Source organism: Acinetobacter sp. S4400-12, assembly GCF_024129495.1.
Classification (GTDB): domain Bacteria; phylum Pseudomonadota; class Gammaproteobacteria; order Pseudomonadales; family Moraxellaceae; genus Acinetobacter; species Acinetobacter lwoffii_C.
In genome coordinates this window covers 17,104-43,102 of record NZ_JAMXYB010000019.1, presented here as the reverse complement: position 1 = coordinate 43,102, position 25,999 = coordinate 17,104, and the positions used below count along the sequence as shown (strand labels likewise).

25 protein-coding genes are annotated in these 25,999 nt (G+C 42.4%); 9 read left to right on the top strand and 16 right to left on the bottom strand.

Going from position 1 to position 25,999, the window contains the following annotated elements; translation table 11 throughout:
- Positions 1-54: 54 nt before the first annotated feature.
- Positions 55-528 (top strand): hypothetical protein, encoded by a 474-nt coding sequence (locus tag NI461_RS09100; RefSeq protein ID WP_151204981.1) that lies wholly within the window; start codon positions 55-57, stop codon positions 526-528.
- Between the two features lie 267 nt (positions 529-795).
- Here NI461_RS09100 and NI461_RS09095 read toward each other — a convergent pair whose 3' ends face one another.
- The 8 genes from NI461_RS09095 to rpiA all read right to left on the bottom strand — a co-directional run bounded on the left by NI461_RS09095 (position 796) and on the right by rpiA (position 8,461).
- Complete coding sequence (locus tag NI461_RS09095; RefSeq protein WP_151204982.1) at positions 796-1,149, bottom strand: YnfA family protein; 354 nt, start codon at positions 1,147-1,149, stop codon at positions 796-798.
- Positions 1,150-1,242: 93 nt separating this feature from the next.
- A complete protein-coding gene (gene clpA, locus NI461_RS09090) occupies positions 1,243-3,519 on the bottom strand; it encodes an ATP-dependent Clp protease ATP-binding subunit ClpA (protein WP_174659893.1) in 2,277 nt (758 codons plus the stop codon).
- A gap of 9 nt (positions 3,520-3,528) precedes the next feature.
- Complete coding sequence (clpS, locus tag NI461_RS09085; RefSeq protein ID WP_151204984.1) at positions 3,529-3,942, bottom strand: ATP-dependent Clp protease adapter ClpS; 414 nt, start codon at positions 3,940-3,942, stop codon at positions 3,529-3,531.
- Positions 3,943-3,960: 18 nt separating this feature from the next.
- The gene (locus NI461_RS09080; RefSeq protein WP_174659894.1) at positions 3,961-4,710 is read right to left on the bottom strand and encodes a DUF6776 family protein; all 750 of its coding nucleotides are present in this window, start codon (positions 4,708-4,710) and stop codon (positions 3,961-3,963) included.
- Between the two features lie 77 nt (positions 4,711-4,787).
- A complete protein-coding gene (argC, locus tag NI461_RS09075) occupies positions 4,788-5,837 on the bottom strand; it encodes an N-acetyl-gamma-glutamyl-phosphate reductase (protein WP_174659895.1) in 1,050 nt (349 codons plus the stop codon).
- 148 nt (positions 5,838-5,985) lie between these two features.
- Positions 5,986-6,318 (bottom strand): hypothetical protein, encoded by a 333-nt coding sequence (locus NI461_RS09070; RefSeq protein ID WP_253157102.1) that lies wholly within the window; start codon positions 6,316-6,318, stop codon positions 5,986-5,988.
- Positions 6,319-6,742: 424 nt separating this feature from the next.
- Positions 6,743-7,423 (bottom strand): M48 family metallopeptidase, encoded by a 681-nt coding sequence (locus NI461_RS09065; RefSeq protein WP_174659896.1) that lies wholly within the window; start codon positions 7,421-7,423, stop codon positions 6,743-6,745.
- Positions 7,424-7,789: 366 nt separating this feature from the next.
- On the bottom strand, positions 7,790-8,461 hold the full coding sequence (rpiA, locus tag NI461_RS09060; RefSeq protein WP_174659897.1) for a ribose-5-phosphate isomerase RpiA: 672 nt from the start codon (positions 8,459-8,461) through the stop codon (positions 7,790-7,792).
- A gap of 104 nt (positions 8,462-8,565) precedes the next feature.
- On the opposite strand from rpiA, the gene ilvA reads away from it, so the two are divergent.
- The 3 genes from ilvA (at position 8,566) to NI461_RS09045 (ending at position 12,262) form a co-directional block, all read left to right on the top strand.
- Positions 8,566-10,104 (top strand): threonine ammonia-lyase, biosynthetic, encoded by a 1,539-nt coding sequence (gene ilvA, locus NI461_RS09055; RefSeq protein WP_174659898.1) that lies wholly within the window; start codon positions 8,566-8,568, stop codon positions 10,102-10,104.
- 164 nt (positions 10,105-10,268) lie between these two features.
- Positions 10,269-10,925, top strand: coding sequence for a TrkA family potassium uptake protein (locus NI461_RS09050; RefSeq protein WP_174659899.1), 657 nt, complete (start codon positions 10,269-10,271; stop codon positions 10,923-10,925).
- Positions 10,922-12,262, top strand: coding sequence for a TrkH family potassium uptake protein (locus tag NI461_RS09045; RefSeq protein WP_174659900.1), 1,341 nt, complete (start codon positions 10,922-10,924; stop codon positions 12,260-12,262). Before NI461_RS09050 ends, NI461_RS09045 begins: the two co-directional genes overlap by 4 nt.
- 72 nt (positions 12,263-12,334) lie before the next feature.
- On the opposite strand, the gene NI461_RS09040 is transcribed toward NI461_RS09045, so the two are convergent.
- The 3 genes from NI461_RS09040 to NI461_RS09030 form a co-directional block, all read right to left on the bottom strand.
- On the bottom strand, positions 12,335-13,477 hold the full coding sequence (locus NI461_RS09040) for a phospholipase A (RefSeq protein ID WP_174659901.1): 1,143 nt from the start codon (positions 13,475-13,477) through the stop codon (positions 12,335-12,337).
- Positions 13,478-13,498: 21 nt separating this feature from the next.
- A complete protein-coding gene (locus NI461_RS09035; protein WP_174659902.1) occupies positions 13,499-16,438 on the bottom strand; it encodes an insulinase family protein in 2,940 nt (979 codons plus the stop codon).
- Between the two features lie 181 nt (positions 16,439-16,619).
- Positions 16,620-17,069 carry a GNAT family N-acetyltransferase gene (locus NI461_RS09030; RefSeq protein ID WP_174659903.1) on the bottom strand — a complete coding sequence of 150 codons (450 nt, stop codon included), beginning with the start codon at positions 17,067-17,069 and terminating at the stop codon, positions 16,620-16,622.
- A gap of 261 nt (positions 17,070-17,330) precedes the next feature.
- Between NI461_RS09030 and NI461_RS09025 the strand changes: the two genes are divergently transcribed.
- Genes NI461_RS09025 through NI461_RS09015 form a run of 3 tightly spaced genes read left to right on the top strand, consistent with a single transcriptional unit; the run spans position 17,331 to position 19,291 of the window.
- Positions 17,331-18,335 carry an adenosine kinase gene (locus tag NI461_RS09025; protein WP_174659904.1) on the top strand — a complete coding sequence of 335 codons (1,005 nt, stop codon included), beginning with the start codon at positions 17,331-17,333 and terminating at the stop codon, positions 18,333-18,335.
- A gap of 14 nt (positions 18,336-18,349) precedes the next feature.
- A complete protein-coding gene (locus NI461_RS09020) occupies positions 18,350-18,658 on the top strand; it encodes a Rieske (2Fe-2S) protein (protein WP_171478803.1) in 309 nt (102 codons plus the stop codon).
- Positions 18,659-18,676: 18 nt separating this feature from the next.
- A complete protein-coding gene (locus NI461_RS09015) occupies positions 18,677-19,291 on the top strand; it encodes an OB-fold-containig protein (protein WP_174659905.1) in 615 nt (204 codons plus the stop codon).
- Positions 19,292-19,531: 240 nt separating this feature from the next.
- On the opposite strand, the gene NI461_RS09010 is transcribed toward NI461_RS09015, so the two are convergent.
- Complete coding sequence (locus NI461_RS09010) at positions 19,532-20,161, bottom strand: YidB family protein (RefSeq protein WP_174659906.1); 630 nt, start codon at positions 20,159-20,161, stop codon at positions 19,532-19,534.
- Between the two features lie 117 nt (positions 20,162-20,278).
- Complete coding sequence (locus NI461_RS09005; RefSeq protein WP_151206152.1) at positions 20,279-20,746, bottom strand: DUF6231 family protein; 468 nt, start codon at positions 20,744-20,746, stop codon at positions 20,279-20,281.
- 33 nt (positions 20,747-20,779) lie between these two features.
- Here NI461_RS09005 and NI461_RS09000 point away from each other — a divergent pair, with 33 nt between their 5' ends.
- Positions 20,780-21,652: a DUF2797 domain-containing protein gene (locus NI461_RS09000; RefSeq protein WP_151203959.1), complete on the top strand. Its 873-nt coding sequence runs from the start codon at positions 20,780-20,782 to the stop codon at positions 21,650-21,652.
- A gap of 531 nt (positions 21,653-22,183) precedes the next feature.
- Here NI461_RS09000 and NI461_RS08995 read toward each other — a convergent pair.
- The 3 genes from NI461_RS08995 to NI461_RS08985 all read right to left on the bottom strand — a co-directional run bounded on the left by NI461_RS08995 (position 22,184) and on the right by NI461_RS08985 (position 25,087).
- A complete protein-coding gene (locus tag NI461_RS08995; protein ID WP_174659907.1) occupies positions 22,184-24,049 on the bottom strand; it encodes a SurA N-terminal domain-containing protein in 1,866 nt (621 codons plus the stop codon).
- 128 nt (positions 24,050-24,177) lie between these two features.
- The gene (locus NI461_RS08990; protein WP_004786051.1) at positions 24,178-24,450 is read right to left on the bottom strand and encodes an HU family DNA-binding protein; all 273 of its coding nucleotides are present in this window, start codon (positions 24,448-24,450) and stop codon (positions 24,178-24,180) included.
- A 157-nt stretch (positions 24,451-24,607) separates the two neighbouring features.
- Positions 24,608-25,087: a phasin family protein gene (locus NI461_RS08985; RefSeq protein ID WP_174659908.1), complete on the bottom strand. Its 480-nt coding sequence runs from the start codon at positions 25,085-25,087 to the stop codon at positions 24,608-24,610.
- A 205-nt stretch (positions 25,088-25,292) separates the two neighbouring features.
- Here NI461_RS08985 and NI461_RS08980 point away from each other — a divergent pair, with 205 nt between their 5' ends.
- Positions 25,293-25,943, top strand: a complete 651-nt coding sequence (locus tag NI461_RS08980) for a hypothetical protein (protein ID WP_174659909.1) — start codon at positions 25,293-25,295, stop codon at positions 25,941-25,943.
- The last annotated feature ends 56 nt before the right edge of the window (positions 25,944-25,999 follow it).

Here is a 25,999-nt window from a genome sequence, read left to right as displayed (position 1 = left end):
TTGTCTCAGCTCTTATAATCAGGGTTGGGACGATATAAAAAGTGATACAAGCTAATGCAAAAAAAATATTGGGCTTTCGCAGTTATTGCAGGACTCAGCAGTCTGTTCATGCAAGCGAATGCTTCTGAATTTGATCAATATCTGCAAAATAAAGGCATTCTTAACAGTAAGTTCAAAATTCAGAAAAAAGCAGAGCTGAATGAATTGCTGGCAGTACTGAGCGCTGAAGACTCCAAAACCCTACCATTACAGATTGATCAAAATACGGTTATTGAGCAATTGCAACTCACTGCAAATAAAACCAGCCTGAAGGGCGTAATCACCACCCCGGACTTTGCGCAGTTTGAGACAGATTTGGGTCGTAAAGAAGTGCAAAAGCTCATTATGAAAAATCTAGTGCAAAGCTGCCCGATTTTCTTTGAGCATGAGTATCAAAAACTAAATCCGTATACCGTACAGCTTGAGCTCAGTTCAGAAAAAAATCGCTACACCCTGGAACTTAAACAGAAAGATTGCGGTATCAAATGATTTGCTCATCTGCTGCATAAAATGATTTAGTCTTGCTCTGCATCACGCCATGAATGATGCAGACACTCTTACTCTTAATAGACTGCAAGATGGAATCAGCTTTGCCCTCAACGCCGATTATCTGCTCTGGCATAATACCGTTTGCCCCCCCCTATCGGAAGCTTTAAAACATTAGAAAATACTCCCTCTACTATCCAAAAAATAAATAGCATTATTTTTCAAGTAAAGGTTCAAAAGGTTTTATACAATTCTTATTTAAAAGGTTGTTTAACGAACCAAGCCTTGGGGCTGCAACATAATAATCAGCGCACCTAAAATCACGACCATTCCACCCAGTAAATCCCAGCGAGACAGACTCACCTGATCAACAAAGCGCAACCATATCAAAGCTGAAAAAACATAGATACCCCCATAGGCCGCATAGATACGCCCGGAAGCGGCTGGGTGTAATGTTAATAACCAGACAAAAGCAGCCAATGCCAATGCAGTAGGAAGCCATAACCAGTGGCTTCTCCCCTGATTTAGAATCAGGTAAGGAAAATAACAGCCCAAAATTTCCATAAGCGCCGTGACCAAAAACAGGCAAAACGTGGTGAACAGCTTTGTAACTTGAATATCCATGATTTAACTATTGAACTGTATGATTGAGTTTATTAAAAAATATGAGTGCATGAAAAAACCCGTGCTTGCACGGGTTTAATTCTTTCTTCAAGCTTAGGCAGGTTCAGCGGTCTGATCTTCAAACACTTCAATTTTCAAGCCAACTGCTTTACCATCTTCTTTTTTCACGGATACGGCCACATTGCCACCGTTTTCTGCCAGCTCACCAAACAGAATCATTTCTGCCAGCGGCTTCTTCAGATGTTCTTGAATCAGTCGCTGCATTGGACGAGCACCCATTAAACGGTCATAGCCGTGTTCAGCCATCCATTCACGGGCACTGTGATCCACATCCAGAATGACTTTCTTCTCATCCAGTTGTGCCTGAAGTTCGGTAAGGAACTTATCAACTACATTTTCAATAACTGTAGTTGCCAAAGCTTTAAACTGAATCACGCCGTCCAGACGGTTACGGAATTCAGGTGAGAAGGCTTTCTTCATGGCTTCCTGGTTGTCATTGCTGTTGTCCTGCTCCATAAAACCAATGCTGACACGGGAAATACTTTCTGCGCCAATATTGGTGGTCAGCACCAGAACCACATTCCGGAAGTCCGACTTGCGGCCATTATTATCTGTTAGTGAACCATGATCCATGATCTGCAATAACAGGTTAAATACATCTGGATGAGCCTTTTCAATTTCATCCAGAAGCAGCACACAATGCGGATGCTTGTGAATTGCATCCGTGAGCAGCCCCCCCTGATCAAAGCCAACATAGCCCGGAGGCGCACCGATCAGGCGAGATACTGCATGACGTTCCATATATTCAGACATATCAAAACGGACCAGCTCTACACCCATTAACTTGGCCAGCTGTTTAGTGACTTCAGTCTTACCTACACCTGTAGGACCTGCAAAAACGAAGCTGCCAACTGGCTTATCCGGAGATTTCAGGCCCGCACGTGACAGTTTAATAGCAGAAGCGAGCGCTTCAATGGCTTCATCCTGACCAAAAACCACACGTTTTAGATCACGTTCCAGATTTTCAAGGACAGTCTTATCATCTTTAGACACTGTTTTCGGTGGAATACGGGCAATCTTGGAAATAATATCCTCAATGTTTTCCACCGTGATCGGGCTATTGTCCTGCTCAGCTTTCAGACGACGCTGTGCACCTGCCTCATCAATTACATCAATCGCCTTATCTGGCAAGAAACGGTCATTGATAAACTTGGCAGACAGTTCTACTGCGGACACCAAGGCCTGATCGTCATACTGAACATGGTGAAAATCTTCAAATTTCGATTTCAGACCACGCAAAATATCAATAGTTTCTGAAATAGAAGGCTCATTCACATCAATTTTCTGGAAACGGCGCGACAAGGCATGATCTTTTTCAAAAACCTGACGATATTCCTGAAAAGTCGTTGAACCGATACAACGCAATGAACCATTTGCCAGTGCCGGTTTGATCAGATTCGAGGCATCCATGGTGCTCCCCATACTCGAGCCTGCACCAATAATCATATGAATTTCATCAATAAACAGGATGGCTTCCGGTTTTTTCTTTAAAGCATTGAGGAGTTGTTTCAGGCGTTTTTCAAAATCACCCCGATATTTGGTTCCTGCGACCAAAGCACCAATATCCAGACTAAATATCTCGGCATTTTCCAGCGGTTTTGGTGCTTTACCGTTCACAATTAGCCAAGCCAGACCTTCCGCGATCGAGGTTTTACCTACGCCCGGGTCACCGACCAATAATGGATTATTTTTACGGCGGCGACATAAAATCTGTGCAGCACGTTCAATTTCTTTTTCACGACCAATTAAAGGGTCTGTTTTGCCACGCTGGGCTTCTACATTCAGATTGGTGGTATAGAGTTCCAGCGGTCCTGAATTCGCAGAAGATGCAGACTCTCCTTCCAACTCTTCAATTTCTTCTTCGGACGGCACATCATCCTTACGTGTGCCGTGCGAAAGATATTGGGTCAAAGTTAAGCGATTAATCTGGTGACGTTTCAACAAATAAACGGCAAATGAATCCCGCTCAGAATACATGGCCACCAGAATATCTGCACCTTCTACCGTCCGGTCACCACCACTGGATTGCACATGGAAAATTGCACGCTGCAAAATACGGTCAAAGCTTTCGGTAGGATGAGGTGCCTGATCGCTATTTTCAGCGAGTTTAGGGGTATGTTGTTCTACGTAATCTTCCAATTCTTTACGCAGCACGATAATGTCCGCGCCACATGCTTTAAGAGCATTAACGGCTGAATCATTATCAAGTAGAGCCAATAATAAATGCTCTACTGTCAGGAATTCATGTCTCTTCTGACGAGCCATGCTGACAGCCAAACGTAGTGATACTTCTAATTGACGACTGAGCATGCAACCCCCTTAGTTTTTAGGCTCAATCTGGCAAAGTAATGGATGACCTTGAGATCGAGCGCAATTGTTAACTTGGTTCGCTTTGGTTTCCGCAATATCCCGTGGATAGACCCCAGCTATACCTTTCCCTTCATAATGTACAGTTAGCATCACTTGAGTTGCTTGGTCAAGATTCATTGCAAAGTATTGTTGTAAAATTTCAATTACAAACTCCATAGGGGTATAATCGTCATTCATCAATACCACTGCATACATCGGTGGACGCTTTAATTCTGGAGGCGCAGTCTGTACTGCAATATCTGAATCACCCTCATGATCGGGTTCGTTGCTTAAACGCGGACTCATATGCCAATCAACAATTCCAGACTGATAAAAAGAATTTTTGACATCACTTAAACACATTTGACGTTTATTGTTTGGCATAAGATTTCTATTTCACACTTAATTTGCATTTGCTTCGGTCTTAGGAATTTCAGACAACACAGTAGACGGACTTTCTACCGCTTTTCCTTGATCCCAGCTAAAACGGCGTGTGACCGGTTTAGAACCTGTCAAGCGCACTTCGATAAATTCTGGTCTAAAGCCTTTGGGCATGGTCCAGCGCCCAGTAAGACGTTCATAGTTTTCAAAATTGAAACTCTTATCCTCCATCGGCACGACCAGAATTTCTGAGCCTTTGATCAGACGCATTTCGACTAAACCGGATACCCGATTTTTGCCTGGACTGACCTGAATCAGATCAAGCTGATATTCAAATGCATTGTCTGGCAAAGGCTTAATGCCAACATGCTGGACAGTCAAGGCCAAACCACCACGCTGACGTAAAATTTCCCGGTAAATTGTACCCAGACTTTCTGCCTGAACCTGTTCATCCTGGGCTTTGGTCATGGCTAAATAGAGGTCATTGGTATTACTGACCGCCAGATCTCGCTCCTGAACCGCAGTATTCAGGCTTTTATTCATGCTTTCCAGACTGGCTTTCTGCTTTTGTACCACTTCGACCAACTGTTCAGCATCAGCATCAAATCCGACCACAGTCAAACCCTGACGGTGTCCGACCGTATAGCCCAATAAGCCACTGCCCAACATCAATACTACTGCACCAACCACCAGAGGACTGCTGCCTTTCATCAAAGGTTTTTTTTCATCCGGCTCTTGAGGGATCGTCGCGTTTGAGTCTGTATTCGGCATTTTGATCTCTAATTCGATTTATTCAAAACACACATTTAAATCTAAATCTAAATGTGTGTGAAGTTCTAATACGTTTTTTATGGTAATAAGCCGATATTATTCAAGCCAGCATCTTCTGCAAAACCAAACATCAGGTTCATGTTCTGCACTGCCTGACCTGCTGCACCCTTAACCAGATTGTCTTGAACGACCAGTATCACCAGCTTGGCCGGCTGTGGCTTATATAAAGCAATCCGTAATTCATTGGCGCCACGTACTGAACGGGTTTCAGGTGAACTGCCGGCCGGCATCACATCTACAAATTTTTCGCCAGCATAGTACTGTTCATATAATGCCTGCAAATCTGCAGCCTGGCCAGCTTCGGTAAGGTCGATATAAATAGTCGACAACATGCCGCGGATCATCGGGACAAGATGCGGAACAAACAGGATCTGATCGAATACACCCTGCTGTCCTGAGATATTTTCTAGGGCTTCAACAATTTCCGGGTGATGACGATGACCTGGTACTCCATAAGCCTTGAAGTTATCTGAATTCTCAGAGTAAATCATGCCCAAGCTGGCTTTACGGCCTGCACCAGAAACACCTGATTTCGCATCAATAATAATACTCTCAGGCTTCACCAAAACTTCGTTAGCTTGTAAAACTGGTGCCAGACCCAGCTGTACAGTCGTTGGATAACAACCCGGATTTCCAATTACACTGGCTTGTTTGATGTCTTCACGATTCAGCTCAGATAAGCCATACACAGAATTTTTTAACAGTTCTGGACATGCATGCTTCATGCCATACCACTTTTCAAACTGGGCAAGATTCTGTAAACGGAAATCTGCTGCCAGATCAATCACTTTGGTATTTGCGGCCACCAGGGCTTCAGCATGCTGCATGGCAACACCATGAGGAGTTGCGAAAAACACCACATCACATGATTTAAGTAAATCCTGACTTAAATCAGAAAATTCAAGATCGGTATGACCGCGTAAGCTCGGGAACATATCATCCACACGACGGCCTGCTTCCGTACGTGATGTAAGTGCTTTCACTTGAACATTTGGATGTCGCAGCAATAGACGTAAAAGTTCAACGCCTGTATAGCCTGTACCGCCTACAATACCCACTGAAATCACGATCTTTACCTCAAAAATGTCTGTTTTCTTTATAACGTAATAGTATGACAGGAAGTTGTGGCTTTCTAAACCATTTTACTCAGGATTGATGCTTTTTTATAATTTTCAGCGGGTTGAGATTTTAAAAGTCTTGAAAGCACATACCGGTTTAATTCCCCTCATTGGTATTTAACTTTGTCCAGCTGCGATAACACAGATAAAGCCCAAAGAAAAATCCTGGCATAGCCAAAAACACAATAGGATCAGCCTGAACTGTAAACGGCGTTAGGCCAATAATGGCAAGCAGTACTGCAAGCGTCGCAAGCCATTTAGGAATTACTCTTTCCCGACTCCAGAGTAGAGCCATAATAAAGAGAATCGTCCAGGCCAATACACTAGAGATGAGGACTAAATAACTGGTCCAGTGATAAGAAATCGGATTGTCAGGAGAGAGCATATTCAAGATAAAAAGCATATAGAAAAATAATGCCGGCAAAGACATTAATATAATCAGGAGACTGATGCTAAACCGGTTCCAATTCATGTGAATAAATTCTAGTAGTTATGTGTCGATTTTAACCAAAATCTGAAAATGATAAAGTCTTAATTGCTTAGGCTATTAAGAATAAGCTTAAGATAAGACCAATTTAAACGATGCAACTTCATATTGATCACCTTTATATAACCGAAATTCGGATCAATTTAGGAATCATAGCAGCCTATAGTTATACCAATATTAAAACCAGCTGCAGTCTGCTAAATTTTATATTCTTATAGGCTGATGCAATTAGGCTTTATTGACAATCTGTCTGTATTGCAAAATGTATGTATGTTTATGCTGACATGCGCATGAAATATAAAACTTAAACATTCTAAATAATTTATACAGAAGCGCTAGCAAAACGTGCTGTCTAAAAACACATAGATTAACAATTCCACCAATATGGCAAAAACGTATTTTTTAAATACTGACGATGTTGCTGAAAGTTTGCATCATGTTGAGCAACCAACTGCCAGAACCTTGAGCTGTGATCGAAATGGTGAGTATGTGCAAGTTCATGTACACTTACATAACGCACAATCTCTTGAGGAAACAACACCAGCGCACTGTTGAGCATAATGTCATGTTTGGCTGAACAACTGCCCCAGCGGGTTTTGGGTTGACGAATATGACAGACATTAAAAGACAGCCCGGTTTCCTGAGCGATTTGCACCAAATACCCCGGCAACTGCTCCTTGGCATAGGCGATGACAAATGCCTTTAAATAAGCTTCAGGATTCCGGTCACTGATAGAAAGCTGGAGTTTTTCTGATTCAAAAACAAAATTATTTTTTTGGCTTTGATAACAAACCTGTAGAGCTTGGGCTTGATTAAAAAGTTGCAATTGTGCCGGTAAAGTCTGGTCAATACTTTGTACTTGTTCCTGCTGAATTTTCCATGTTTTTAATAACCAGGATTCGGCCTGCTGTAAAAAACTTTGTATTTGCTGCTTACTGCAAGAAACCGGCACCGTCATTTTGATCTGCTGATGCTCTACACGTAAACGTAAACGTCTGGAGCGAGCATTTCGGATGATTTGAATTTCAGGTAGGTCGTTTAGGGTCATTTTTTATATTTAATCATTAGGGTCTATTGACACTGCGTCCATGTTTGCGAAGTGAGAGATCTATTTTGCAAGATTTTTTTAGCAGAGATAAGGCATAAGCAGGAAACTTAGTCATTCTAAATGCTTTCGTTATGAAACTTGGCAACAGTTTCGCTACTCCTTTCGTTTCATGCCTCATCTCTACTCAGCTTTAGCTTACAGCACAAGCAAGCCATTTATGAAAGATCAACAGATCCTATTTTATTCATTTCTCTCACTCCCCCCTTTTTTAATAAAGAGGAAGATTCAAACTTTTAAAAATTTCTAGGAGCCTGATCAAAATTAAAAACGTTCCCTCCTTTAAAAAGGAGGGTCAGGGAAAACCTCTTAAACCGCAGTGCGTTCTTCAATTCCATGATTGGTTGCGACAATCGCAATATCGGCTTTATTTAATGCAAAAATTCCGTTACAGACAACGCCAGGAATATCGTTGATGCTTCTTTCCAGCTCAAGAGCATTCAAGATATTCAGGTTATAAACATCCAGAATTACATTACCGTTATCAGTCACTACACCTTCACGATAAGCAGGATCTCCCCCCAGGGCAACCAGTTTACGTGCCACAGCCGAACGTGCCATTGGGATCACTTCTACAGGAAGCGGGAAATCACGTCCCAATTGCTCCACCCATTTTGAATCGTCAACGATACATACAAATTTTCTTGCAATAGAGGCAACAATTTTTTCACGTGTTAGCGCAGCGCCCCCACCTTTGATCATGTGCATATGACGGTCAATTTCATCGGCACCATCTACATAAGCATCTAAACTGCCAACGCTGTTCATATCGACCACGTCTATACCCAGCTTTTTCAGACGCTCTGCTGTGGCTTCTGAGCTTGCCACTGCTGCTTCCAGCTGAAGCTCTGGCAAAAGATCAATTAAAAAGTTCACGGTACTGCCTGTACCAATGCCTAAAATGCCCCCTTTTGGTAAGTGTTTTAAAGCTGCTTTGGCCGCAGCCTGTTTTTTCTCATCTTGGGTTGCATATAGACTCATGACATCACTCAACTATTTTGGACTTTTGCAGCATTTTTAAACCGAAAAGCCGTATGGTTTGTTACAATAAGCGCCTATTTTAAACTGTTAGATGGAAAATTAACATGCTGTCTCGTTTGGTTCGACAAATTTTACAAGCAACGGTCTACGATGTTGCAATCGAAACTCCACTCGAAGCAGCGCCACGAATTAGCGAACGACTCAATAACAACATTCGTTTTAAGCGTGAAGATTTACAACCGGTCTTTTCTTTTAAACTACGCGGTGCCTACAACCGTATTAGTCAATTACCGAAATCCCAGCTCGAACGTGGCGTTATTACGGCTTCCGCAGGCAACCATGCACAAGGCGTGGCACTGTCTGGTAAAAAGTTAGGGATTCGCGCCATTATTGTGATGCCGAAAACTACACCGGATATCAAAGTACAAGCCGTTAAACGCCTGGGTGGTGAAGTGGTTTTACATGGTGATTCATTTGATGTCGCCAACAAGTATGCAATTCAGCGTGCGCAAGATGATGGCATGACCTTCATTCCGCCTTATGACGATGAGCTGGTGATGGCAGGTCAAGGTACGATTGCCAATGAAATCCTGCGTCAATGGCGTGATGTAGATTATGTATTTGTTGCGGTTGGCGGTGGCGGCCTGATTGCCGGGATTGCAGCCTATCTGGGAGATGTGGCGCCACACGTCAAAGTCATTCCAGTGGAATATGATGAATCTGCCTGCCTAAAAGCTGCTTTAGAAGCAAATGAGCGTGTGACCCTTCCATCTGTCGGTTTATTTGCAGATGGAACGGCGGTGGCCCAGATTGGTGAAAAACCATTTGAAGTGATTCGCCTGCAAAAATCAGACAACTCAGGCCCGATCGTCGAGCCGAATGTAGTACTGGTCAATACTGACGAAATCTGTGCTGCAATTAAAGATACATATGACGAGTGCCGCAGCATTGTTGAGCCATCAGGTGCGATGGCGCTGGCAGGTATTAAAAAATACGTTGAAGAACATCAAATTACCGATAAAAATATGGTGTCGATTGTCTGCGGCGCCAACATGAACTTTGATCGTTTACGTTATATTGCAGAGCGTACTGAACTTGGCGAGCGTAAAGAAGCCATTTTTGCCGTGACCATTCCTGAAGAAAAAGGCTCATTTCTGAAATTCTGCCGCGCCCTGCAAGGGCGTAATATTACGGAATTTAACTACCGTGCCAGTGACGCTTCTGCGGCACAGGTTTTTGTCGGCATCAGTTTAAAGAATGGTGAAAAAGAGCGTCAGGAAATTTATGAAAACCTTAAGTTTCATTATGATGTTGACGACCTATCCGATGATGAAGTCGCAAAACTGCATATCCGTTATTTAATCGGCGGTCATGCCGATATTGAAAATGAACGCTTATTCCGCGTGGAGTTCCCGGAGCGTCCAGGCGCATTGCTAACGTTCCTGGAGCGTCTGGGTCCTACCCATAACATTACCCTGTTCCACTATCGTAACCACGGCGCAGCAGAAGGTCGTGTGCTGGTGGGCCTGGAAGCTGAAGATGCACAGCAAAACCCGGACGGTCTGGTTGAAACTCTGGAAAGCATTAGCTATCCATACGATGAGATTACCAATAATCTGGGTTATCAGCGTTTCCTGAAATAAAGAGCAGATTATCAAACCGTCTGAACAGGCGGTTTTTTATTGCCTGGATTTTCTGAAAAAAGGCCACAAATACAGGATTTATGTAATAGTAGATAGCTGATTATTCTAAAAATCTTTAAGATATTAAGCAGATTCGATTTGAATAAAAAGTTAGGAACATTTCCATGGCATTATTTGCAGTCATTGGACTCGGTAGCTTTGGTGCAACGGTTGCAACTCAGCTAATTGAGCTGAAACATGAAGTAATTGGCATCGATCTGAATAAAAAATATGTTGAAAATATCTCTGACCAGCTGACACATGCGGTGATTGCCGATGCAACCGATGAACATGTCTTGGATGAGCTGGATGTCAAGCGTTGTGAAGCTGTAGTTGTGGCGATTGGTGAAGATATTGAGGCCAGCATTCTTTGTGTGCTACACCTGAAAAACATGGGCGTTAAAAAAATATGGGTCAAAGCCAAATCCAAGGCTCATCATATGATTCTGACCCATCTGAATGTCGATAAAATTATTCATCCTGAAGAAGATATGGGCGTACGTGTTGCCCAGTCTCTGAGCTATCCAATGGTCAGCCGCTATATGGCACTGGAAGATGATTATTATATTGTCAAAGTCGAAATCCATGCCGATCATCATGGCATGCCGCTACGTAAATTGATGAGCCATGTGCCTGAAATTAAAACCCTGCTGCTTAAACGCGGTAGCCGCATAGACGACAGCCCTGCTCCGGATATTCTGCTTCAAGAGGGCGACATTCTGGTCATTGAAGGTCTGCTTGAACCTTTACGCCGTCTTTCCAAATATTTTAAACGCTTATGAAAACACCAGACCTTAGTTCACATCACACGGTAAATCTTAGTCCGCCCGCCCTTCTGGCTTTGGGTTTTCTCGGGCTGATTTTTATCGGTTCTTTGCTGCTGATGCTGCCGATTGCCCATCAACAGGAGATTAGCTGGCTGGATGCTATTTTTACTGCCACTTCTGCCGTCACCATTACTGGCCTGTCAGTCGTAAACGTCGGAGAAGCGTATACGATGTTTGGCCAAATCATCATTATGTTCTTGTTGCAATGTGGTGGTCTGGGCTTTATGACTTTTGCAATTCTTGCGGTCATGAGTCTGGTGCCAGGAATGGGCTTAAAACAGCAGGTCATGGCTCAGGAATCCATAGGACAAACCAGCTTAAAAAAAGTCAGCTTTACCATTAAGGCGGTTTTTTTATATTCATTATTTTTTGAAGCTATTGGCACTATGATTTTAACCCTGGCCTGGCTGCAAGATTACCCCTTGGGTGACGCTTTATTTTATGCAGCATTTTATAGCGTCTCTGCCTTTAACAATGGTGGATTTTCTTTATTTCCCAATAGCTTAATGAGCTTTTCTGGGCAATATCTGGTGACCTTTACCATTAGCATGCTGTACATCATCGGCGGGATCGGCTTTTTGGTGCTGATGGATGTAAAAAAACATAAACGCTGGTCCAGGCTCAGCACCAATAGCAAACTGATTCTCTCCACCATTCTGGGTTTGAACTTAGGGGCTTTTATTCTGCTCTGGATTTTAGAAGCGTCGAACCCGCAAACCCTTGGAATCCTGAGTCTGGGCGATCAAGCCTTAAATGCCTGGTTTCATGCCACTGTCCCGCGTTCTTCAGGGTTTAACAGTCTACCTTTAGATCAGATGACAGATGCTTCGACACTGATCACCATGATCCTGATGTTTATTGGCGGAGGATCTTTAAGTACCGCAGGTGGCATCAAAGTCGGTACTTTTATTATTGTATTGATCAGCGTGATCAGTTTTTTACGCCGCGAAGATGAAATTCGCCTGTTTAATCACTCCATTTCCGAAAAAACCACCTTTAAAGCTTTGGCAGTGGTCTGTATTACCGCTGGACTGATCATTATGGGCTTTATGAGTTTACTGATTCTTGAACCTGATCATGAGTTTCTAGATTTGTTATTTGAGACAGTTTCAGCAGCCTGCACCGTCGGCTTGTCACGAGGCGTAACCGAAGAGCTGCAACCTGCCAGTTTGATCATATTAATGCTCTTGATGTACGCCGGTCGTTTGGGTCCCTTAACCCTAGCCTACTTTATTGCAACCCCGAAAAAAAGCCGCCTGAAGCATCCTCCGACAGAGATTCAGATTGGATAATTTTTAATTTGAAACACATAAATAGCCGATAAAAAAACCACGCCAAAGCATGGTTTTTTTATTCGAGGTATTTTAATACCAGTTCAGTAAAGATACACCCAAACCGACATAAGTCGCGCGGTGATTATAATCAATCAGACTCTCGCCATAACCATCAAAAAGTTGGAACTGTCCACGCAAACGACCACTAATCGGGAATGACCAGTCAAACTGTACGGCGCCACGACTTTCATCCCCACCTTTCAGTGTATGTCTCAACATTAATGAAAAATCATGTTCCTTGTGACGATAAAATGCAGTCAGATCCCCCCGACCAATATAGTTTTTGATTTCAGGATTGTTATCATCCTCCCACTTCTCTTCAATTCGATACCAGGGGCGAACCATCATGGCGAAATTGTCTTTTTCAAAACCAAGATTCAATATAACCCGGTTCCAGCTACGTGAAAGCGGATCTGAACGGCCATTGGACTGATGGTTAAGCGTCAGACCAAGTAAACGCCAATTTAAACCGAACAAGTCATAATTCGTACGGAAGATCAGACTGGCTTCAGGTTCATAATTGGTTTCACGAAACGGCCGGGACTCGTCCGAATTATAGACCTGCCAGCGTGAAGACTGGGTATAACCTAACCAGAGGTCACCATTATTGCCGAGAATATTTTCCACGGCCTTGGTTTTCAAAGACAGCTGGAATTTTGCTTCAGTTGACGTGAGATTCTGGTTCTCTGTCTCGGTATTGTTCGGGTTTTCACTTTGCGGGAATTCATTTTTTTTCGATGTCCAGAAACCTGGCATCAAATATAGCGGTTGATAGGAACGAATGTTCCATGTACCCAGTTTACTCTCTGGTGAAAGCTCCCAACGGCTATCCATTAAAGACTCAGTGGGAGTCAGTCTTGGCCTCTCAGAAGTATAGATATTAGAAAAAATATCTGCACTTTTTGCTTTCAGGCTATCGGCTGTGGGCCTAAGTTCCTGGGCAGCACGCTGTTCAGAAACAATTTCAGGCTGATTACTGCCCGATGCTTTAAACAAAGTATCGTAACAAGCCAGTCGCTCAGCACTCACTTCCAGTGCTGCACAGGCTTCGGCGGTTGCGGGCGTAGGACTATTGACCAGCACCGGATTTTCCGCATTCGCGTGCGTCCCAACCGCGCAGCCCAGCAAAACGCTCAGCTGCAAAGTTGAGCGCTTAATTGAATTAAGCGCCATCCTTTTTCCTCATTCTTCTATTTATTGAACTTGTTGAATACTAAAACCCAGCTGCTCCAATGCTTCCCGTTTTGCAACAGGTGCAACCACTGCTTTAGATGCTTGCTGCTCAACCAAATAAGTTTGTGCAACACGTTTCAGGTCATCCAGCGTGACATTCAGTAAACGTTCACGCAGCTGTTTGCGAAATGCCGGGGTACGCTGATGCAGATAGGCATAGCATGCAGTAATCGCTTCGCCTGCTGGTGAACCCGGCTTATCCATGCTGGCAATCAGGCCCAAAATGGCTTCTTCCAACTGATGCGGTTGTTGGGGAGCATTCAGCAACCACTGAATACTGGCCTCAAAATCCTGAAAAGTTTCTGCCAGACGTGGATCACGGTAGCTATAGAAACGGAATGAACAGGCATTGCCATCATAGCTGGCACCGCCACCATACGCCCCACCTTTTTCACGTATCGCGCTGTGCAGGAAACCATTACGTAAATAACCTGCCAGCACCATCAGTGCTGCAGCATCTGGATGTGATACCTCCACTGCAGGATAGGCTGCTGCACAGAACTGAACATTGGTCTGAATCAACCAGGCTTCATCATGATCATGATTGACTTTCTCAACCTGTGTCAGCTCAACAGGTGCGTTATTAACTTCCAGCTTGTCCCAGACATGTTGAATTTCTTCAATCAGGCGCTCAGCATGTGGCTCTTCACATACCAGCAGGAACTGCTTAGGTGCTTGCAGCAGGATGTTATGAATACGTTTTAACTCGTCAATCAGCGCATCATACGCAGCCGGGTCTTGTTCAATCTGATTCACCAGATGGATCAGCCAGTTTAAAGCCCCCAAACCGGTATTATGATAATCCCGTAAAGCTAAAGCACTGTGCTGACGCGAAGCGGTTTGCATGGCATAGCTGTGACCAGAACCGGAAATGCGTGACTGCCAGCGTGTTTTACGCTGTTGCAACAGTTCAACAATACGCGCTTTTTCGTCAAAACGTAGCTGCTCGAAACCGATCTTTAATAGACGGATTGCATCCAGATGCGTTGTCAGGGATTTGGTGGTAAGTGTGAGCCAAGCACTAATCTTGTGCTTGTCATCGACTTTAGAGCGTAGTGAAGCCCCCATTCCCAAGCCACCACTTACTGCAGTTTGTAGTTGCTGGAATTCAAGATAGTCGTATTCGCCTGCACCCACTTCACCCATCAAAATAGACAGCAAGTTGAAATACGGCGATTGCACCACTTCATCCGGAATTTTAACCAGTACCTGCTGATAATAAATCCCGTTGGTACCCGCATGATAAAGATTAAGCGGGGTATCTACGCGGTTACAGATAATTTCACGCAACTGGCCCTGCACAATCTGCAACTCGGCAGGAACATCTTCCAGGCCAACTTTAGGTAACAGTTCCAAATCATCCGGAGTATCCTGACGTACTTTTAGGGCTTCAGTCTGAGTAATAATTTCAGCTTTCTGCTCTTCGGTCAGTGTTTTTGCAATTTCAGCCAGACGTGCTTTTTCAGCTTCTGCTTCTTTGGCCGATTTGCCTGCATCTGGAACCAGCGTGAGCTGTACACGATGCGGATTATCCAGTAAATGTTCTTTAATCAGATTCGACAGCCACATCGGATCTTGCAGCTCGTCCTTAACCGCCGCAATGGCAGAATCTACATCCCAGACTTCAACCGGATCACGATGATGAATTGCACTGCCCAATCCACTTAGAATCAGGCTTAATCCATATGGCGTACCGTCACCATTGATTTCACGCTGATGCAGCTCGATTTGATGCAAGATTGCATCAACAGCCTGTTGATCGACAGGTTTGGAAGCTACCTCTTCAAGTATCTTGAATACACCATTTTTAAACTCTTCTGCATGTTCAGGGTTAGAACCTTGAACTGCACAATAGAAGGTCATTTCAAAGTTAGAATCATCTACGCCCAAAAATGGACCAGTCGACTGGGCATAGCCACAGGTTTCCAGATAGTGACGCAGTGGTGAGGCTGAATCTTCCAGCAAGATACCTTCTACCAGACGCATTCCCAGACGTAATTTGATTTCACTAGCTTCAGGCAATAACCAGGATAAAACATGATAGGTTTTATCTTTCAGATCTTCGGCATCTACAGCATAGGTATCGGTTACGGCAATTGGCGCGGTCAAACGTGTTACCGGTGTAGAATACAGTGTTTCGCCTTTTTCAAATTTGAACAATGCCAGATTTTCAAACTGCTCCTGAAGTTCAAAAGCTGATTTATTACCAAAGGTCATAAATACTGCATTACTTGGGTGATAATGTGATTTATAGAAATCCACAAGTTCTTCATAGCTGAGGTCTGGAATATCTTTAGGATCACCGCCCGAATTATAATGATAGGTCGTATCCGGGAATAAATAATGCGCCAAAGTATGATAAAGCTGATCTGAAGGCGAGCTCATCGCCCCTTTCATTTCATTAAAAACCACACCTTTATAGACCGGTTCGCCATTTTCAAACTCGATACGAATCCCTTCCTGAGCAAAATCCAGCGGATTCAGGTTCGCAGCAAACGCTGCATCCATATACACTTCCAGCAGGTTCTGGAAATCTTTGCTGTTCTGGGTTGCAAACGGATAAGCGGTCCAGTCCGCTGCCGTAAATGCGTTCATGAACGTATTCAGTGAACGGCGAATCATTAGGAAAAATGGATCGCGCACCGGGAATTTTTCTGAGCCACATAATGCAGTATGCTCCAGAATATGCGCTTCTCCCTTGGAATCCATGGGCTGGGTGCGAAAAGCCACCAGAAAGACATTTTCATCATGATTGGTCGCCAAATGATAATGGGTGGCGCCAGTCACTTTATGCTTATATTCAGACACAGCAATGTCTAAAGCTTCAACATGTTGTTGACGTACCAACTGAAACGCAGGATGTACAGTTTGAGAAATGGTTTCAGTGACATCTACAGTCATGCGATCTCCTAATATTTAAATTAAAAATAACTGATCGCATTATAGCTGTAGTTGTTTAAATTATTCACTGAGAAATCCAATGATTTTGATCGAATTCAGTAAACTTGATTATTTAAAATGATAAATCATCAAATTCACTTGAATCAGACTCTTAAATCATCTGAGGATACTGATCGAAGTTCTAGATCAGGTATTTGAAGTAGTTATAGTTTGGATGACTTTCTACAAAAACATAGTTCTGTTTCTGATAAAAGCTCGCAGCCTGTTTAATATCGGTATGCAAGCAAAGTGCTGAATAATGCGGACGCGCCAGCTGTTCCAGATAAGCAAGAAGCTGTTTGCCTACCCCATGCTGCCGATATTTTGGATGTACATAGAAACGGCGCACACGGCCAATGCGCTCCTCAACACCATTGTCACCCCATTGCTGATTGAGGCCCCCACAGGCAATCAGTCTGTCACCGTCATAAGCACCCACCAAAAACTCGTTGGCATGGCTAAAGCAGTTTTTCCCCGTACGGTATTCTTCAATCAACTTGTCAATTAATTCGTAACCTTCCTTACGCGCGAGTATGGCCAGTTTTTCAATCTGATCCGGTAGTTCTTTAGCAGTTACAATCTTAATTTCCATATATGCACACTATTTGAAATTGTGGTGAGGAGATACGCTTGCAGAACTTGATGCAAAGCCTCTTACCTTATAAATAAAACAAGACTCTCAAATCAATGGCTGTACAACTCATTGCATAAAAATAGTTCAGAAACTCGACCAAAGATAATCCAGAATGAATTGTATTATATAAATTTTCTTTGAAAAAAGCTCAGCAAACTACAGCAATTCCGAGTGATGGTGTAAACTTACGACTTTCATTTTTTAATGTGATCTTAGAATATGGCAACTGTTGATCTTTTTGCAATTGGAAATGCGCTGATTGACCAAGAATTTAAAGTTTCTGATGAATTTTTAACTGCACAGCACTTGCAAAAAGGCACCATGCAACTTGCAGATGGTGAAACTCAGGCGAGCCTCTATCAAAACCTAAGAGATACCCAAATTTATAAAGGTCAGGCATCTGGCGGTTCTGCTGCCAATACCACGGTGGCTTTTGCTGCACTGGGGAGTCCGGCATTTTATGCTTGCCGCGTCGGAAATGATGATTTAGGACATATTTATCTGAACGGTTTAAATGAAGCCGGCATTCAAACTACGCCTAAATCGATCAGTCAAGGTGTAACAGGTACCTGTATGGTGCTGGTCAGCCCGGATTCTGAACGTACCATGCATACTTATCTGGGAATTACAGCTGAACTGACCGATGCACAGATTGACTTTGAGCCATTAACTACAGCGAAATGGCTGTATATCGAAGGCTATTTATCCACTTCAGACACTGCACGTCAGGCGGTAAAACAGGCGCGTGAGATTGCGAAAGCCAATGGCGTTAAAATCGCCTTGACGCTCTCTGACCCGGCTATGGTGCAATATGCGCGTACCGGTCTGGATGAAATGATTGCCGAAGGTGTCGATCTTTTATTCTGTAATGAACAAGAAGCATTGATGTATACCCATACTGACACCATTGATGCTGCTTTAGTGAAATTAAAGACTTTAAGTCAATCCGTTGTCATTACATTGGCATCCAAAGGTGCGCTTATTTCAAGCAATAGAGAGACCTTTACTGTACCAGGTCGCGCCATTCAGGCAGTAGATACCAATGGTGCAGGTGATGCCTTTGCAGGCGCTTTCCTGTATGCCTTAAATGCCAATCTTGGTTTTAAGACGGCTGCAGAACTGGCGGTTTTAATTTCAAGTAAAGTGGTTTCCCAGTTTGGTCCACGTCTGGCGGTTGCAGACTATGCAGCCTTATTAGAAAATTTCCAGAAGGAATGTGCTTAATGTATAAAATTTGCTTGACTGAAGACATCCCGGAGCGCGAAGCACGCTCTTTTGAGACTCCGAATGGCGATACGATTTTCATCACCCAGCGTGATGGTGCATTCTATGCCTATCAGAACGTCTGTCCGCACTTGCAGGTAGAACTGGAGTTTCTGGAAAACCAGTTCCTGGATCGTGATCAGGAATTCATTGAATGCTCTACCCACGGTGCACTGTTCATGGTTGAAAGCGGTGAATGTATTTCCGGGCCTTGTCAGGGGCAATCACTTGAAAAAGTGGAGATTACCGTGCATTCTGATGGCGGGATTTATCTTACAGAATAAGACTTAATGGATTTTGCCATGCCAGCTTTTTTGCTCGACTACAACCTCATGCCTTTTCATTTGAGTCTGGTCTTGATCTTTGTGTTTAGCATGGCAAAAACTTCTGCTTTTTATTTTGGGCTTCAATCCAGAAAACTCTTTAAATGCATTCCGTCTTATGACTTCGCCTATCTTGATGTTCTGAATGTCAAATTTTCCAAAACCCTCATCATCCTTTTCTTTTTGATGAATTTTAGCTTTTCCGGCTATTTACTGCAGTTCCTGATCTATTCTCAGGAAATGGAATTCTTGCCAGCTTATTATCTGATTTTACCGGCCTTGATTATTGCCAGCTTTTTTACTGTATTTATGATCCATTGTCTGGATCAGGTGATTCCTCCAAAATACAAAAAAAATCATGTCAATCTACTCGGACGACTCGCAACCATTTCAAGTGGTAATGCACGTCCAGGTTTTTCAGCCCAAGCCCGGGTACGTGACGAATATGGCCAGATCCACTATGTACAAGTTGAACCTGAATTTGGTGAACTGGAATTTCAGTCCCAAATTATTTTAATTCGAGTAAGAAAATCACATTATATTGCCAAAAAAATCTGTCAGTCGAATCAGCTATTTAGTCTGAACCTGGACTAAATCACTTTAAAACTTTAGAGTGGGTTGAGGTTTGTAGTATGTAATTTGTGCTATAAAGGCTGCCAAGTATAAGCTAAAACTACTGCACTCTGACAATTACGTTTTAGCTTGTCATATCGAGTAGAAAGTCTTCATTTTACATTCGCTATTTCTTTAAGTAATAAATTTCAACAAACTCTAATGATTTCAATTTCTCATAAAAAATCCCACCTATGGGCGGGACTTTTTTATCTATCTAATTTATTTTTTCAAAAAGCTGGAAACCATATTCATGACATTCTGAATATCTTGATTGGCCTCCTGTGTACTGGTCTGTTCCCCTTGAGGAGTTAACGAGTCAATAATCTGCGGTAAGACCTGGGAGATTGCACTATAAATATCCTGCTTAGGCGCTTGAGTCTGCTGGGCGACGTCTTCAATGTCCTGATCATCAAACAGGCTTTGTACTTGCTGTGGATCGACTTGTGCATTTTCGCCTGGAGCTGCAGAGACCCAATCATCGACCTGGCTGTTTAATCCTTGGCCTTTTAACTTATCCAGTGCTCCCTGCAAACCGCCCTGCTTTTGAATCCAGGCTAGAACCAGCGGTAACACTGCAATCAATAGGCTTTTGGCAGAGCTTCCACTCGATTGGGATGTCCGCGTAGCAGATTGATTATTACCAAACTGACTTAATACTGAACCTAGAATTGCACCCAGACCATTTTGCTGATTTTGAGCCTGATTTGTCTGATTCCCCAATCGCCCCAATACCGACCCTAAAATATCAACCAACCCATCTTGTTGCTGTGATTGCTGCCGAGACTGGGATTGCCCGCCTCCCAGCGCCTGCTTAGCCAGCATTTCGACAATATTACTGAGATTGGTCATATTACTTTCCTACCGATGCGTTCTTTCTTTATTATAGCATACGGCTCTATAAATCCTTGTCTTTCAGTATTTTGTTAATATTTGCAATATTAATCCAACTCTTATCTCATCTTCATGTTACCAACGATATTTATCCCAGTTTTCAGGATTGGCCCAAAACTTTGAATTAAGCCAGTCAGGCACAAGCTTATAAGTCAAAATATTGAATTGCCAAAGCTCAAGACCACCTTCCCCACGCTGATAATTCAATTGGGTTAAACCCAAAGCCCTGAGAAGTTTTTGATCTTGGGTATGGCAGATGACCAGCAAACGCTTGGCAAATAAATCACGCATTTTTACCAAAATTTGACTTTTCTGCTGCTCTAGCAATACCACTATTTCAGGTGCAGCCAGCATCACCACTGCCAGATCATAGCGCTGTTGAAAAGGCAGATTTAAAACCTCAGATACGCTAAAATGGTACCATTGAATGGATTGCTGAAATTGAAGTCGGGTTAAATCCTGCCCAATGCAAATCGCAGTATGAATTGGCTGTTCCTGTGCAAAATCGTCTAGCATAGCAATGATGACATTTTGTTCAGCCATAACTGCACCCCTATGATTTAAGTGAGTAATTTTATGGAATTTCAGGGCATTTGCCAGAAAATGCATGTCGGTCTCAAAGATCTAAATGTAACTGATCAAAATACCCAACGGGCAAATGTTGAATATAAATTAATATTAGATGGATCTCAAATTAACCTCCCGTTTCAATTGGGCCAGGAAATCGAGATTGAATGGACAGGCAATATTTACTGTGTGTCTTGTGGTACTAAAACCTCCAAGTCTTTTTCTCAAGGCCACTGCTTTAAATGCTTTAAAACCAAAGCTTCATGTGATATGTGCATCATGAAGCCAGAAACCTGCCATTATCATTTAGGGACCTGCCGGGAAGATGAATTTGCACAGAATGTCTGCTTTCAACCTCACATTGTTTATCTGGCAAATTCTAGCGGCTTAAAAGTCGGCATTACCCGCCTTAACCAGATGCCTACCCGCTGGTTAGATCAGGGCGCTACCCAAGCCTTACCGATTATGAAAGTGGGCTCACGCCGTCTTTCCGGTAAACTGGAAGTCATGTTTGGCAGTCAGGTAGCTGACAAAACTGACTGGCGTAAACTTTTAAAAGGTGAAGCTGCGCCGCTTAATCTACCTGAGGTCCGCGAGCAACTGATTGAAGAGTTTGCACCAAAAATTCAGACGATCCGTGAAGAATTTCATCAGAACTTCGAGTTTAATGAAACGATTGAAGTACTTGAAGATGAACCGGCTCGCGAATTCATTTATCCTGTCGAGCAATATCCAGAAAAGATCAAATCCCACAACCTTGACAAGACCCCGGTGATTCGTGGAAAGTTACAAGGTATTAAGGGTCAATACCTGATTCTGGATACGGGCGTGATCAATATCCGCAAATATACCGGCTATGAACTCATTATTCGGACTGAGTAATGTATTACAAAGGGAGCTTGCTCCCTTTACTTATAATCCAAGTACGACAGCCTGTTCAAACAGTTATGATTAAATCAACTCCGAAATAGTAAATTGCTGAGCAACATATGATAATTTTCTACTAGCTCTATCAAAATTGGCTTAATAATAATCTCTGAATTGCCAGATTTTTTCAGCTTGTTCAATATCACTAATATTCTACCAGCTACATCCATAAGATAATTTACCTCTTAATAATAACCAAAGCACGCTGGTTACTGCTTCATCACCCCATGCCTTTTTCCTGACTTATCTAGCCCACGCGCCTGATCAGCTTGATTTGGTCTGGTGGTAGAGAAGAGTTTAATACCTGTTTTAAAACAAACTCAAAATAAGATATTTTTTCTTTTGGTTATTGATGTAGACAGGCTTGACTACATACCTCAAGCCATCAAAGGACTATTACTAAGTCTGATTTTTCTAATTAGCAGACACCCTAAATCTAGGTCAATAAAAAACCAGCCCTTAGGCTGGTTTTTTAGAGGAAAATTTTTATTTAATTTTCGCATGAGACTTTAAGTAACGTGTATAGTCATCAAATTCTTGCTGACCGCGTAATTGACGATACAGTTCTACCAGCTCATTACGCTGTTCGGCACTTAACACATCAATTGGATTTTTCTTCACTTCAGAAACCGCAACCACTACCAGTTCATTTGGCATATGTGCCGTAGTAACCGACCAATGACCGGCCTTTGGTGGTGTTACACTGAAGGCTGCACGCTGAACATCACGTTTTAGCAAACCTTCAGCACGGGTATAGATACCTACATCTTCAAAGACCAGGTTGCCTTTTGTCACAGCCGCTGCTGGCTTGGTTCTAAACTCATCCAAAGTCTTCTGAATTTTTGCTTTTGCCGCATTCAGTGCTTTTTCTTCAATCAATTTTGCAGTTACATGAGGTTTAGCTTCTGCCAACGTTTGCTCGCCTGCTGCATGATAATCACGCACCTTAATCCAGACCACATCGCCATTGTTTAACTGGATACTGGAAGAAGCATTGCGATCGCCATTTTTGACATCATCATTAAACAGCTTCACTTTAACAGCAGCATCGCTCAGAAGTGGATCACGTGTCGCCAGCGTCACACCTTTGGCACTTTGAACCTGCACTCCTTTTACTTCCTGCGCCACCACTTCTAAAGAATCCGAGCTAACAATCATATCGTTTAAGCTATTCACAGTATCCGAGAACGCGTTGGATTTTTTAGTTGCCAGAACCTCTTCAGACAAACGTGCTTTCTGAGACTCAAAAGATGGTACCGCAATCTGTGGAAGAGTGACAGAAATCAGATGATACCCGTTCTCTGTTTTTACTGGAGCAGACACTTGTCCAGATTTCAAAGAAGCTACAGCCTGGTCAAATGTCGCCCCAAATACACCTGCTTCATAAACAGCAATTTCACCACCCTTCGACTTAGACTCTGGATCTTCAGAATATTGTGCCGCTGCTTGTGCAAAACTGGTTCCTGCCTTGATTTTGGCAGCAACCTCAGCAGCAAGTTTTTTAGCTTCCGCATCGCTACGATTATCCGTGGTGATCAAGACATGTTTCACTTCAGGTTTAATATTCTGCTTTTGTGCTGCGACAAATGCATCATATGCCTGCTTTAACTCAACGTCTGTAACTGCCAGACCTTCAGCCACAATATTCTCAGGCTTCAGCACCACATAGTCGACATCTACCGTAGTTGGCTGTGTAAAAATAGCTTTATGCTTTTCATAATAAGCAGCAACTTCAGGCTCAGTAACTTTGACATCTTTTTTATAACTTTCCAGACTGATACTGGCAATGTGAATCTGGCGCTGTTCCGTTTGCAAGTCAGCAATCTGTTGAATATCAACACGACTAACCAGCGGATAATCCACAAAAGTTGAGGACAGCATTTTCAATGCATGATCTGTACGCAGGCTTTCGATCAAAGCATTGTTGGTCATTCCAATCGATTTCAGGTAGTTTTCATATAAAGCCTGTGAAAACTGACCATTTTGCTGAAAAGTTTGCTGCTGGGCAATCATCTGTTCAATTTGCTCTTTGCTCAGACTAATACCCAGTTTTTCAGCCTGCTGCAAAAGCAGGGTACGTGCTATTAAAGTATCTTTGGCTTTCTGCTCGATGAAACTTTGATTTAACAGGGTTTCATCGCCATTGGTATAGCTTAAATATTGTTGTTTGAATGATTTTGTTAGTGACTCTAATTCTTTTTGAGAGATGTCAGTCCCATTGACTGAGCTTACAGCATCAGAACTCCCGCCGCTAAAATATCCTTCAATACCTACAAGTGCTAAAGGGGTCAAGAATAGAACGAGCAAGACTTTGCCCAACCAACCCTTAATAACTTTACGAAAAGCTTCCATAAGTATTCCAATATTTTATTTGCAAGGGATTTTAACCGAAAATACCCATTGAATGAACGTGTTAATCATGAAATTACATCTATCAATAAAAAACGCGCCGAGAAGGCGCGTTTTATCGCTAAGTAGACTTAAGCTACAGCGTCTTTCAAGCCTTTACCTGCTTTAAAGCTAGGCACTTTGCTTGCTTTAATTTCAAGAGTCGCACCAGTTTGCGGGTTACGACCAGTACGTGCAGCACGCTCTTTTACACCGAAAGTACCAAAACCCACTAGAGTTACAGTATCACCAGCTTTTAAAGCCTCAGTAACAGAAGCAATTGTAGCATCTAAAGCTTTACCTGCGTCAGCCTTAGATAATCCCCCTTTTTCTGCAATTGCATCAATTAATTCCGATTTATTCATGAAAATTACGTCCTCTTAATATCGTTTATATAAGGTTCAAGAATTTGTTTAAATTGCCATAACGCCTTTATAGCAATGCTTTAGGTATAAACGCAATACTTATGAGCCTCTTTTTTTTCAAAAAACATGCGAAAAAAACAATGAATAATAAAGAAAGTCATTTCATTGAGGTTTTTTTCGTTATTTCCTTTTGTAATTTTTCCTGCTCTGCTGTCAGTTGATCAACTTTGGCATGCAATTGAAGGATTAGACGTTCCAGATGCTGTACATCCTTCAATGTCACTAATCCTATCCGATTCAATGAATGATGAACAGAGTTGTCGATCAATTTATCGACTTTATCTTTAGTCTCGGTTACCGACTCTTTAGCCTTCTCTGATACCCTTTCAACAGTCTGATCAGCAATGTCAGCGGTTTTGGATTCCAATTCCTCTCCAACCTTGACCAAGGAATCAAACAGCTTATTGCCTTCTTCTTCTGCCCGTGAAAATGCACCTAATCCTGCCAGCCAGATTTGCTTGGTATATTTGCGAAAATCCAGCACCGACCTGCGCTCTACTGACGATCTGGACTTATTCTTCGCTGTTTTATCGCTCAGCTCCGTAACTGTATCTTGTGTCGTTTTTATTTTATCCATGAACACGACTCCTGCTTATTTTCTGTGTAAATATTATAAAATTATCTACAAAATCACTGCATAATAGCAAATTTAGGGCTTGATAGATTTGCTAAACTGTTCTACAAAGCAATTTATTTCAACTCTAATTTGATTTACCCCTAAAACCTTTCCACGAGCAGGAAGCTTTTTCATTTTATTTTTCAGGTAAGGATTGGTCGTATTTATGAGCGAATCGCAACAAAGTCAAACTCAACCGCATTTGTTGCTCACGATGACTTTGATCGTTTTAGAGACAATATTTACGTTTATCCTCCAACATGACCGCGTTGTTGCATTGCAGGCAAAAAAGTTTGTAGAGGAAAAGATCACCATTAAAATCAATAGTTATGTTCCCTATTTTGATTTTTATGTACAATTCACTGCCAATGGTTTGCTGTTCGATTATAAAGCCTCAGGCCGTGTGATCGATCTGGATGTACGCACTACTCTCCTTGACCTGATTAAAATTTTTATTTTTGGTAATCGTAAAAGCATTCACAGAATGCGCATTGATGGCGACCAAATATTAAAAGACGAATTTCGTGATTTAGTAACTTTATTTAGTTTACCCAAAGTGCTCTCTGACTGGAAACACTGGTTATCTGAACCGCCTTCCAATGAAGCAGACATTATTAGCTCGAAAAAACGGATTGCACCACTTTTAAAAAAAATTGAAGAGCAGCGCTCCAAGATTAATACGCTTCAGGTCGAAGTAAAACAGTACCGCAATCGTATTAAACGTATAGAGCGCCGCCAGAAGCATATTAATCTTGTTTTTGCGTGTATTACCTTAGTTTTAATTGCGTTATTAGTATATAATTGGCTGAATATGTAATTGTTTCTTTTCTCAGTAAATTAAATACACATATCCAGTATAAAAATAACTTGACT